11 protein-coding genes are annotated in these 11,492 nt (G+C 44.0%); 4 read left to right on the forward strand and 7 right to left on the reverse strand.

Annotated elements, in window-relative coordinates; genetic code table 11:
- Positions 1–157: 157 nt before the first annotated feature.
- From FTU03_RS07220 to rplU, 7 genes are all read right to left on the reverse strand, one after another.
- Positions 158–634: a tRNA (cytidine(34)-2'-O)-methyltransferase gene (locus FTU03_RS07220; protein WP_159123408.1), complete on the reverse strand. Its 477-nt coding sequence runs from the start codon at positions 632–634 to the stop codon at positions 158–160.
- A gap of 34 nt (positions 635–668) precedes the next feature.
- Positions 669–2,042, reverse strand: a complete 1,374-nt coding sequence (gene cysG / locus FTU03_RS07225) for a siroheme synthase CysG (RefSeq protein WP_166137861.1) — start codon at positions 2,040–2,042, stop codon at positions 669–671.
- A gap of 73 nt (positions 2,043–2,115) precedes the next feature.
- Complete coding sequence (gene serS, locus FTU03_RS07230) at positions 2,116–3,387, reverse strand: serine--tRNA ligase (protein ID WP_005236894.1); 1,272 nt, start codon at positions 3,385–3,387, stop codon at positions 2,116–2,118.
- Positions 3,388–3,487: 100 nt separating this feature from the next.
- Positions 3,488–4,246, reverse strand: a complete 759-nt coding sequence (locus tag FTU03_RS07235) for a DUF3298 domain-containing protein (protein ID WP_166137863.1) — start codon at positions 4,244–4,246, stop codon at positions 3,488–3,490.
- Between the two features lie 165 nt (positions 4,247–4,411).
- Positions 4,412–5,104, reverse strand: coding sequence for an outer membrane lipoprotein chaperone LolA (gene lolA, locus FTU03_RS07240; protein WP_004784895.1), 693 nt, complete (start codon positions 5,102–5,104; stop codon positions 4,412–4,414).
- 247 nt (positions 5,105–5,351) lie between these two features.
- Positions 5,352–5,606, reverse strand: a complete 255-nt coding sequence (gene rpmA, locus FTU03_RS07245) for a 50S ribosomal protein L27 (RefSeq protein ID WP_004784896.1) — start codon at positions 5,604–5,606, stop codon at positions 5,352–5,354.
- A gap of 19 nt (positions 5,607–5,625) precedes the next feature.
- A complete protein-coding gene (gene rplU / locus FTU03_RS07250; RefSeq protein ID WP_004784898.1) occupies positions 5,626–5,937 on the reverse strand; it encodes a 50S ribosomal protein L21 in 312 nt (103 codons plus the stop codon).
- 444 nt (positions 5,938–6,381) lie between these two features.
- Here rplU and sdsA point away from each other — a divergent pair, with 444 nt between their 5' ends.
- From sdsA to FTU03_RS07270, 4 genes are all read left to right on the forward strand, one after another.
- Positions 6,382–7,359 carry an All-trans-nonaprenyl-diphosphate synthase gene (gene sdsA / locus FTU03_RS07255; protein WP_004784900.1) on the forward strand — a complete coding sequence of 326 codons (978 nt, stop codon included), beginning with the start codon at positions 6,382–6,384 and terminating at the stop codon, positions 7,357–7,359.
- A 15-nt stretch (positions 7,360–7,374) separates the two neighbouring features.
- The gene (locus FTU03_RS07260; RefSeq protein ID WP_179992618.1) at positions 7,375–9,417 is read left to right on the forward strand and encodes a site-specific recombinase; all 2,043 of its coding nucleotides are present in this window, start codon (positions 7,375–7,377) and stop codon (positions 9,415–9,417) included.
- Positions 9,418–9,576: 159 nt separating this feature from the next.
- On the forward strand, positions 9,577–10,179 hold the full coding sequence (locus FTU03_RS07265; RefSeq protein ID WP_159123404.1) for a phosphatase PAP2 family protein: 603 nt from the start codon (positions 9,577–9,579) through the stop codon (positions 10,177–10,179).
- 35 nt (positions 10,180–10,214) lie between these two features.
- On the forward strand, positions 10,215–11,486 hold the full coding sequence (locus FTU03_RS07270; protein ID WP_179992619.1) for an efflux RND transporter periplasmic adaptor subunit: 1,272 nt from the start codon (positions 10,215–10,217) through the stop codon (positions 11,484–11,486).
- Positions 11,487–11,492 lie beyond the last annotated feature (6 nt).

Raw genomic sequence — 11,492 nt, forward strand, 5'->3', positions numbered from 1 at the left:
GAAATACGGTATTCTGATGTGACAAAACCTGAATCCTGGTCGTTAAAGTGTTTGTTTGCACTCATATTTTAACTGTTAGGACTCAGGTTTTTTTATTTAAAGCAAACTATGGGACAGCAGTGGCCCTTAGGCAGCTTTTTAAATCGGTACGATGAACTTAAAGCGGTTTAAAACCCTGCTGACGCCATGCTTCATAGACAATCACAGCAGTCGCATTAGACAAGTTCAAGCTACGTGAATTCTCTGCCATTGGCAAACGAATCCAGTGCTCTTTCGGAAACATCATACGTACATGCTCTGGCAAGCCACGAGTTTCTGGTCCCATCAACAAGGCTACAGAACGATTTAGATCTGAGGTATGCGGGGTTTCAAAACCTTTGGTGGTCAGCGGATAAACTGCATCTACACCTACGCCCTTAGTAGCCAGATCGGCCAGACAGTCATCAATATTTTCCCAAATCTGCATATTGGCATATTCATGATAATCGAGACCGGCACGTCTTAGTTTTTTATCATCCAGTTCAAAGCCAAGCGGCTTGACCAAATGTAACTGTGCTCCCGTATTTGCGCATAGGCGAATAATATTACCTGTATTGGCAGGAATTTCAGGTTCATATAAAACAACATGGATCACAGCTTTTCTCTACTTTTGGGAGTCCAATGGCCGTTTAGGACCACTTCAATTTTTCACGTAAACGCACCACTTCACCAATAATGGTCAAAGTTGGTGCCTGAATATGGTGCTCATTCACTTTCGATGCAATATCTTGGAGCGTTCCCACCACTACTTTTTGCTCTGGTGTGGTGCCTTTTGAGACTAGGGCTACTGGCATATCTGGACGCTGACCATGCTCAATCAATTGTGCACAGATTTTTTCCAGTCCAACCAGTCCCATATACAGTACTAAGGTCTGGTTTTCATAGACCAGTTCATTCCAAGGCAGCTCTGGTGAACCTTCTTTTAAATGACCTGTCAGGAAGCGCACGCTTTGCGCATAATCACGATGAGTGAGCGGAATACCAGCATAAGCTGAACAGCCTGAAGCTGCAGTAATGCCAGGCACGACCTGAAAGGCCACGCCAGCAGCAAACAGCTCTTCAATCTCTTCACCGCCACGACCAAAGATAAACGGATCACCGCCTTTTAGACGACAAACGCGCTTGCCTTCGCTGGCATATTTCACCAGTAAGGCATTAATTCCTTCTTGTGGCACTGCATGATTAGACCGCGCCTTACCGACATAGATCTTCTCTGCATCACGGCGACAGAGATCCATAATTGGTGCAGAGACCAAACGGTCATAGATCACCACATCGGCTTGTTGCATCAAACGTAAGGCTTTTAGCGTCAATAACTCTGGATCACCCGGTCCAGCACCGACCAGATAAACCTCACCTTTTGGCTTTTGCCATTCATTTAAGGCTTGTTCAATCAGACGGTCAGCTTCAGCCAGATTGTCATTAAATACCTGTTCTTTCAAAGGACTGGCATATAAATCTTCCCAGAAGATACGGCGTTCATCGGGATTAGTGATCTTGGCTTTAACTGCACTACGCCACTTACCAGAGAACTCAGCCAGTTTACCCATACCATGCGGAATGGTAGCTTCAAGCTGAGTACGGATCTGACGGGACAATACCGGTGAAGTACCGTTACTCGCGACTGAAATAATCAGTGGTGAGCGGTCGATAATCGCTGGTACCATGAAACGGCAATGTGGTGGATCATCAACACTGTTGACCAGCACATTTTCAGCTTCACAGTCTTCAAACACCTGACGGTTGACTCGAGCATCATTGGTCGCTGCAATCACCAGACGGTAGGAACGTAGAGGAATTTCAGAATTGAAAGGTGCCTGAACATATTGACCGGCGGTCGCTTGAACAATCTCAAGCAGACTCGCTTCGATCTCAGGGGCAACCACCGAAATGACTGCCCCTGCTTTCTGTAGCAATACCGCTTTACGGTATGCAATATGTCCACCACCGACAATCAGACAAGGTTGCTGTTGCAACTTTAACGAGATTGGAAAGATATCCACAAAATGCCTCAAAAAGTTTTAAATCTGACTGTCTAAGCAATTTTCATGCACATTTTGGTGCATACACCGACATTTAGTCGATATAAGTTGCACCACCCATATACGGACGCAGTACTTCAGGGATCTCAATTGAACCATCAGCACGTTGATAGTTTTCCATGACCGCCAGTAAAGTACGACCTACAGCCAGGCCTGAACCATTCAACGTATGCACGAATTCAGTTTTTTTCTGGTCAGCACGGTAACGCGCTTTCATACGGCGTGCCTGAAAGTCCCACATATTTGAGCAAGATGAAATTTCACGATACGTATTTTGACTTGGCACCCAGACTTCAAGGTCATAGGTTTTGCATGCACCAAAGCCCATATCACCACCACACAGAATGATTTTACGGTATGGCAGACCTAATGCCTGCAAAATACCTTCTGCATGACCAGTCAACTCTTCCAGTGCCTGCATAGAGTCTTCAGGTTTTACAATCTGCACCATCTCAACTTTGTCAAACTGGTGCTGACGGATCAAACCACGGGTATCACGGCCATAAGAGCCAGCTTCACTACGGAAACATGGGGTATGTGCTGCATATTTTAGTGGCAGACGGTCAGCATCAATGATTTCATCACGCACGAAGTTGGTTACAGGCACTTCAGCCGTAGGGATCAGGTAGAATTCTTTCTCACCTTGCAGCTTGAACAGGTCTTCTTCAAATTTTGGTAATTGACCAGTACCACGTAGAGAATCTGCATTCACCAAATAAGGAACATAGGCTTCGGTATAGCCATTTTTAGTGGTATGCGTATCCAGCATAAACTGGGTAATCGCACGTTGCAGACGCGCTAAAGGACCTTTCAGAACGCTGAAACGTGAACCGGTCAGTTTGGTCGCAGTTTCAAATTCCAGACCGCCCATCATTTCGCCCAAGTCAGTATGGTCTTTGATTTCAAAATCAAATTCGCGTGGTGTACCCCATTTCAGGACTTCCACATTGTCATTTTCATCTTTACCTTCAGGTACAGATTCATCTGGAAGGTTTGGAATAGACAGTGATTTTTCTTCTAGTTCAGCTTGCAGTTCAGCCAGAGCAGCTTCAGCAGCCTTAATTTCATCACCAATCGCAGACATGCGTGCCATAATTTCAGAGGCATCGCCACCTGCTTTTTTGATCTGACCCACTTGCTTGGCACCGGCATTACGCTCAGCTTGCAAGGATTCAGTTTTGGATTGAATCTCTTTACGTCGAGCTTCTAATGATGCCCACTCCTCAACATTCAGTTGAACACCACGTTTTGCCAAGGCTAAATTTACAGCCTCAATATTATTTCTAAGTAATTTCGGGTCGATCATAGCCAATCTTTGGATAAGAAAAAAACTGGCTATAGTGTAAGCTCTTAACGTCAAAAAATACAGTGACTGACCTACCGGCTGGAGTTTATTAGCGCAATATTTAAAGGCTTGTTTGAGGCAGAAGCGATAAATATTCAGGCCGGATGATCTCGCTTAATGCTGTATAAGGTACTTTTAATTCTGCCATGTCACTGATTGGCTTACTCAACTCACCTGCCGGATAAACCAGTACCAAGCCCTGACCGTCAAAATAATAATTGTCGCTCAATGCTAATTTCTGCTGGGTGATTTGATAGCGATCTAGCCAGTCTTTATTTGCTTGATATAGAGCCTGTTTCAGTTTTTCATCTGTATTACCGCGCACAACCTGATGAAGAGCTAGACGTTTCTTCTGTTTTATATCTAGATTGACATATTCACTATGAGATTGTGACTGGGCACGTTCAGGCTGATGAGTAGTTTTGAAGATAAAAGTAGCTAGATGAGCATGCTGATTCAGGTAACTCACCTGAATGGAACGCTGATCAATAAATTTCGGCTCATCCTTTGCTTTAATTTTATTACTGGTCACTTTGCTAAAAGCGACCGGCTCAGTACGCTGGATCCGCTCCATAAAATACTGATCAATCCAGCTTATATTGGTATCTACAGTCTGCAAATCAAAACGCACACAACCTTCGATTTCACACACGACCTGATTAGCATCTTTAACCGGAATTGTTTTGGACTGAATTTGCCCCGTGTCTTCTGATTGCGCGGATGTAGTGACTGAAGAGGTTTGAGGCTGACAGGCAAATAGCCCAAGATTCAGACATAAGATACAATCGATCCAGCCTATTTTACATGAAGTCATTTTCATCCTGAGCTCCTAAAATTTTGCAATTTCATTGACTCAACTTTTGTTTATTCTAAAACGCCCGAACTTCCAGATATACGCCAACCTTGTAATGACTCCAAATCCATCCCGATCAGGAACAAAAAAAGCAACCCGAAGGTTGCTTTTTTATTTAGGGTGTATTGATGCTTACTGATCAATAATGTCTGTGCCCTTTGGCGGAGTAAAGTTAAACGTAGATGCCGGAATCGTGGTATTCAGTTTTACATTACTAAATTTAATATTCGTAGTCTGGCCTAAGGAATCTTGCAAAATCATCAAGCTAGGCGCTTTGTTCGCACCAAAACTAATAGTCAGGCTTTCAAACACCCCATCGGTATTTTTCGGATAAAGCGTGTAATAGGTTTTAGCTTTATTCGGCTGAGTTACGCGATAAGATTGCATAATCTGGCTGGTATTGCCGGACAATAATAACGCCGGTGTATTTGCCACCTGGTCGTCTAGACTCTGACGCACTGCTTGCTGCAAGTCTGGATCATAGATCCATACGGTTTTACCTGTAGTAGCAATAGTCTGTTTCGACGGGCTAGAAGTTTCCCAGTAGAATTTACCCGGACGTGCCACTTTCATCACACCTTTAAAGGTCTGGTTCATGTGCTGCGCGGTCAAGCCTTTTTTCTGGGTCGCTTTCGGATTCGTGACTTTAGTCGTTTGTTCAAAATTTGCAGTTAAGCTACGGATATTGCTGAGCTGTTTCACCAGATTCGCAGTAGCTTGCTGCTCCGTCGCTGCAGTTGCGGCAAATACAGTCGTGCTCATGACAGGTGCCAGTGTCGCCGTACCGATTGTTATGGCACATACAGTTTTACGAAGCATACTCATAATCTCACCTTTTTGTATTTGCATATTGCTATTTATCTAATGGCTCATATTAAACCAATTTCTCGAACTAAGATGATAGAAAATAAGAAGTTTTGTATTGTTATTAATGCAGAATTCCTGTTTTTATTCATCATGATGAAGATTCAATAGTGATATTTACATTCGCTGTCACAGCTTTATAAGCCGATAAATCTTCATGCATAAAAAAACCCACAGAAACTGTGGGTCTTTTTTCTATTTCAGCAAATTATGCTTCAACAGATACGTAGCGACGGCCAAATTGACCTTTCACTTCGAATTTTACTACGCCATCAGCAGTAGCAAATAATGTATGGTCACGGCCCATACCTACGTTTTGACCAGCGTGGAATTCAGTACCACGTTGACGAACGATGATGTTACCTGCAGTTACAGTTTGGCCACCGTAAACTTTAACACCTAACATCTTAGGATTCGAATCACGACCGTTCTTAGTCGAACCACCGGCTTTTTTAGTTGCCATGTCTATTTACTCCTAGTAATTAGCCTGAGATACCAGTAATTTTCAACTCAGTGAACCATTGACGGTGACCTTGTTGTTTACGGTAGTGCTTACGACGACGCATTTTGATGATGCGGATTTTGTCGTGACGACCATGGCTAACTACTTCTGCAGTTACTTTAGCGCCAGCTACAACTGGAGCACCGATTTGAATGCTATCACCGTTTACAAGCATAAGTACGTCATCAAACGTAATTGTTGAACCAGTTTCAGCTTTCAATAATTCAACTTTAAGGGTTTCACCCTCAACTACACGGTGCTGTTTACCACCGCTTTGGATTACTGCGTACATAATGTACTCCAAACATGCCCGTGTCGACGTGCCGATAAAGGAATATATCGATCTTAAAACGCGCGCCACTGGGGGTTATACAAGGGCAAAGATTTTAAGGGATATTATAAGAAACAACAAGCCATTTTAAGGAAATAATCATGAACTCCATTACAAAGCCTATAAATCATTAAATTATTCATTCAAAATCAAAGATTAATACCGGATATACTGACCAAAAAACGCTGCTCAATTCCGAGTTTTCCAGCTGCCTGAGAATGTTTAGAAAAAAACTTTAGCGGAAAGATATTGTTCATTTTTTAAATGTCAAAATTTAGGCTAAACTCAAAGAAGTGCTATAAAAAGCTGATTTTTAGTGGAGTTTGTGCTTTTCTTAGCTTTCACTCATGTTATAAATTGTTAAACTACCCGCTGCGATTTACCAAACTAGAGGTTTTCTTTCACATGGCCATCGACTTTAAGCAAGATATTCTCGCTCCTGTTGCTAACGACTTTGCTGCGATGGACACATTCATTAACGAAGGAATTACCTCAAAAGTAGCGCTGGTGATGGCGGTCAGCAAGCATGTGGTTGAAGCTGGCGGCAAGCGTATGCGCCCAATCATGTGCCTGTTGGCAGCAAAAGCCTGTGGTGCCGTAGAACTGGAACAACATCGCAAACTGGCCGCCATTATCGAAATGTTGCATACGGCAACTCTAGTTCATGATGATGTTGTGGATGAGTCAGGCTTACGCCGTGGCCGTCCAACCGCTAATGCCACCTGGAACAATCAGACAGCTGTGCTAGTGGGTGATTTCCTAATTTCGCGTGCCTTTGATTTGTTGGTCGACCTTAACAATATGACCCTGCTCAAAGACTTCTCTACGGGTACCTGCGAAATTGCCGAAGGCGAAGTTCTGCAACTGCAATCGCAACATCAGCCAGAAACCTCAGAAGAAACCTATTTGAGCATTATTCATGGCAAGACTTCTCGCCTGTTTGAACTGGCGACCGAAGGTGCCGCTATTCTTTCCGACAAGACTGAGTTCCGTGAACCGTTACGTAAATTCGCCGGTCACTTCGGTAATGCTTTCCAGATTATTGATGACATTCTGGACTATACATCTGATGCTGAAACCCTAGGTAAAAACATCGGTGATGACCTGATGGAAGGCAAACCGACCCTGCCATTGATTGCTGCCATGAAGAATACTACAGGTGAATCACATGAAATTATCCGTCGCAGTATTGCAACGGGCGGAACAGATCATTTGGCAGAAGTCATCAAGATCGTAAATGATTCTGGCGCCTTGGATTATTGTCGCCAGCGTGCAACTGAAGAAACAGAAATTGCAATTCAAGCCTTGAATGCACTACCCGATTCAGAGTATCGTCAGGCCCTCGTTAATCTGGCCAAACTGGCTCTTCACCGGATTCAATAGCCGCTTACCTCGCCTATGCATATTAATTTTCTTGATATTTTTCAAAGCATGCAGCACCAGCTTGAACAACCACAGACGGTGCTGGATGAGAATTTGCTCATCCAACTTGTAGAACGTATACGCCCAGAAGACAGCAGAAATACAGAAGAAATCGAAACAAAATTTAATGCATTTATCCGGGCTTTACTGCTCACTCCCAATGCAGTCTTAACCTTACAAAGTTTCACTTTAAGAGTTATCAATCGTTATAAACAAGCCAGCCTGTTTTCCGATACCGGAATTCTTTCTCTGGATGGTTTCTGGAATCAGCTGAATCAGCGGATCGGGGCGCATATCCTACCGGTGATTCCAGATCATCTACAACTTCAGGAATTGTTCCGCAAAATTTTCTATTTGCGTACCGATAAATACTGGCTGGATTATTTTGATGAAGCGGATTGGCAGCGACTTTTTGCTGTTGTAAATCAAGGTCATTCCAATCAGGTAGAAAAAACCCGAATCAAAGATCAGATCATTAAAGCACTAACGATTCTGTCCTACCGGGTGAGTGGGATCGGCCTGCATCCTGAATTTATTAATGCCCAGCCTGAGCTCATGGAATATGAATCACCTTTTCTGGTGCAAAACCGTGAGATCATTGAATTTATCCAGGAATATAAAAAACGCTATAACACCGTAGAACTGGTAGATGCGATTACACCGCCAGATGCTTCCCAAGCTCTGGTCATGCTGGAGCAGTGTCACGATGTTGTCGCCAAAATTCGCCGCTCTACCAAACGGATTGGGGTCAGTGTCAGCCTGACCTATATGCTGGCCTTACTGGAACAGTGTCTGGAACGGATTGAAATCCTGCTGAATATGGTGCTGGATGATGATGACCTGCGTTATCAATCCATTGGCCTGTTTATCGCCGATATTACCGAAGCAATTTATAGTGAACGCAGTGTGCGTGCCTTACTGACTACCAATAGTGAACTCCTGGCTTTACAGGTGACTGAAAATGCCAGTAAAACCGGTGAACATTATGTAAGTACCGACAAGCAAGGCTTTCTGGCCATGTACAAATCGGCAGCCGGTGCCGGTGTCATCATTGCCTTTATGGCTTCGCTGAAAGTCTTAATGGCGCGTGTCACGATGGCACCTTTAATGCAGGCCTTTAGCTATAGCATGAACTATTCGCTCGGTTTTATGCTCATTCATGTGCTGCACTTCACCGTTGCAACCAAACAGCCGGCGATGACTGCAGCTGCACTCGCTTCTACCGTACAACAGCGTAAGGGTTCGAAAACCGCCCAGATTGCTGAACTGGCTGCACTGATTGTGAATATCATTCGGACCCAGTTTGTCGCAATTCTTGGGAATATTTCCATCGCAATTCCGGTTGCAGCACTGATTGCCCTGATGTGGGAATTTGCCCTACATGAGCCATTAATGACACATGCCAAAGCAGCTAAAACCTTATATGACCTGAATCCATTTACTTCTTTGGCGATTCCTCATGCAGCAGTGGCTGGAGTATGTTTGTTCCTGTCAGGCCTATTAGCCGGTTATTTCGATAATATGGCAGTGTATCGGAAGGTTGGTCCTCGTCTGAGAGCTCATGTGCGCCTGTCGCAACTGATGGGACAAGAACGTTTACATCGATTTGCCGATTATATTGAACGTAATCTGGGTGCACTGGCGGGTAATTTTATTTTTGGGGTTATGCTGGGCAGTATGGGTACCATCGGTTTCATTCTTGGCTTGCCTTTAGATATTCGTCATATTGCCTTTGCCTCTGCCAACTTTATCCAAGGACTGATCAATATTAATGGTCCAGATATTGGACTCATTATCATCTCTTTCCTGGGTGTTCTGCTGATTGGTCTGACTAACCTTTTTGTAAGTTTCAGCCTGACCATTATTGTGGCATTACGCGCACGACGGGTGCGTTTCGAACAGTGGAAACCGCTCGCCAAACTGGTCATGACCCATTTCCTGACTCGCCCAAGTGAGTTTTTCTGGCCGCCGAAGCAAACCATTAAAATTGACGAAAATCATACATCCACAAAACTGTAAAATTGCGAGAATATTTGGGCATTTAGGTACAAAATCCCATAAATAAAAAATGGAATTTGCATAAAATACGCACTCTTGAAAAAAAGTGTACTGACAAGTACACTTTAGCGCAGACAGTTAACCGGTTGAATAACGGTTAAAAGGACAAGGATTTTTGGCATGCATTACTTGTTACTTATTGTCGGAATTTTATTTTTAATTTTCAGTGTGTTATTTCTTGATATTGCAACTTTAAGCCAGTTAGATGTGCTTGCAATAGAATGGATTAGCGGCTATCGCACAGAATTTTTAAATCAAATTAATCAGTCCTTATCAGTGATAGGTGGCATGCCATTTGTATTATTTTTATCCACACTATGGTGTATTTTTCTACTGTGGTATAAAAAGTATGCAAGCGTAATTTTTATATGTATCGGAATTATCGGAGGAATTCTCCTAGGCTGGCTTTTAAAATTCAGTATTGCCCGACCTCGACCAGCAGAGTCTTTTCATCTGGTTGAAAGCTATGGAAGCTCCTTCCCGAGTGCCCATAGCGTCTATGCAGCCTGTCTCGGCTGTCTGGCAATATTCATATATCGGCAACATCCCCGACATACCATCATCTGGATGGGTGCAGGTGCATGGATGCTGATTATGGGTATTTCAAGAGTTTATCTAGGTGTACATTTTCCTTCAGATGTCATATCCGGCTGGAGTATAAGTTTTATTTGGATTTCGTTGTGGTATATGGTCTGGATCAGATATTGCACGGCTCACAAATAAAAAAATTTAGATAAGAATCCAATTGAGGTGGAACAATGATGTCTGCAAAGCTTTGGGCTCCCGCCCTGACTGCTTGCGCATTAGCAACAAGTCTTGCACTTGTTGGTTGTAGCAAAGATCCTAAAGAGGGCCAGCAAGCTGGTGCTCAGCAGCAAATGCCACCGACTGAAGTCGGTATTCTTGTTGCACAGCCACAAAGTGTCGAGCAGTCTGTAGAGCTCTCAGGTCGTACAACAGCATTTGAGATTTCTGAAGTACGTCCACAGGCTAGTGGTGTGGTGCTTAAACGCTTATTCACTGAGGGTAGCTATGTCCGTGAAGGTCAGGCGCTTTATGAAATCGATTCAAGCACTAACCGTACTACTGTTGATAATGCCCGTGCTGCGATTGCCCGTGCTGAAGCGAATTTAGGTGTATTGCGTGTTAAAGAAGGCCGTTACCGTCAACTGGTCGGTACCAATGCCATTTCTAAACAGGAATACGATGACATTGCAGCACAGGTCAAACTGGCTGAAGCTGATTTGAATGCAAACCGTGCAACTTTACGTAATGCTGAAATCAACCTGGGCTATTCAACCGTACGTGCCCCGATTTCTGGTCAAACTAACCGTTCTTCGATTACGGCGGGTGCGTTAGTGACTGCAAATCAGACAGAACCACTGGTTACGATTCAGCGTCTAGATCCAATCTATGTAGATATCAACCAATCCAGTGCTGAACTGCTGCGCCTGCGTCAACAGCTAAGCAAAGGCAACCTCAACAGCTCAAACAACACCAAAGTGAAGTTAAAGCTTGAAGATGGCAGCATCTACCCTGTCGAAGGCCGTCTTGCATTCTCGGATGCCAGCGTGAACCCTGAAACAGGTACTGTGACTTTACGTGCAGTATTCCCGAACAAGAACCATTTACTTCTGCCAGGTATGTTTGCCACAGCGCAAATCGTACAGGGTGAAATTCCAAATGCCTTCATGATTCCACAAGCGGCGTTAACCCGTACGCCTACTGGTCAAGCCATGGCGATGCTGGTGGGTGCTGATAATAAAGTGACTCCACGTCCAGTAACGACAGTCGGGACTCAAGGCAGCAACTGGATCGTAACCGAAGGTCTTAATCCGGGTGATAAAGTGATTGTTGACGGTATTGCTAAGGTAAAACCTGAACAGCAAGTGGTGCCTAAACCTTATCAACCTCAAGCGGCTGCCCCACAAGGTGCTGCTCAACCAGCTGCACAGCAACCTGCAGCAGATGCAAAAAAGGCAGATGATGCAAAGAAACAACCTGAACAAAAACCTGCTGCAAATGCATAAGGAGTA

The sequence above is a fragment of the Acinetobacter sp. YH12046 genome (assembly GCF_013419905.1).
Classification (GTDB): domain Bacteria; phylum Pseudomonadota; class Gammaproteobacteria; order Pseudomonadales; family Moraxellaceae; genus Acinetobacter.

Excerpts from the sequence above, each read along its gene's own strand:
- serS (WP_005236894.1), bottom strand. The coding sequence starts at position 3,387 with ATGATCGACCCGAAATTACTTAGAAATAATATTGAGGCTGTAAATTTA.
- FTU03_RS07235 (WP_166137863.1), bottom strand. The coding sequence starts at position 4,246 with ATGAAAATGACTTCATGTAAAATAGGCTGGATCGATTGTATCTTATGT.
- lolA (WP_004784895.1), bottom strand. The coding sequence starts at position 5,104 with ATGAGTATGCTTCGTAAAACTGTATGTGCCATAACAATCGGTACGGCG.
- rpmA (WP_004784896.1), bottom strand. The coding sequence starts at position 5,606 with ATGGCAACTAAAAAAGCCGGTGGTTCGACTAAGAACGGTCGTGATTCG.
- rplU (WP_004784898.1), bottom strand. The coding sequence starts at position 5,937 with ATGTACGCAGTAATCCAAAGCGGTGGTAAACAGCACCGTGTAGTTGAG.
- sdsA (WP_004784900.1), top strand. The coding sequence starts at position 6,382 with ATGGCCATCGACTTTAAGCAAGATATTCTCGCTCCTGTTGCTAACGAC.
- FTU03_RS07260 (WP_179992618.1), top strand. The coding sequence starts at position 7,375 with ATGCATATTAATTTTCTTGATATTTTTCAAAGCATGCAGCACCAGCTT.
- FTU03_RS07265 (WP_159123404.1), top strand. The coding sequence starts at position 9,577 with ATGCATTACTTGTTACTTATTGTCGGAATTTTATTTTTAATTTTCAGT.
- FTU03_RS07270 (WP_179992619.1), top strand. The coding sequence starts at position 10,215 with ATGATGTCTGCAAAGCTTTGGGCTCCCGCCCTGACTGCTTGCGCATTA.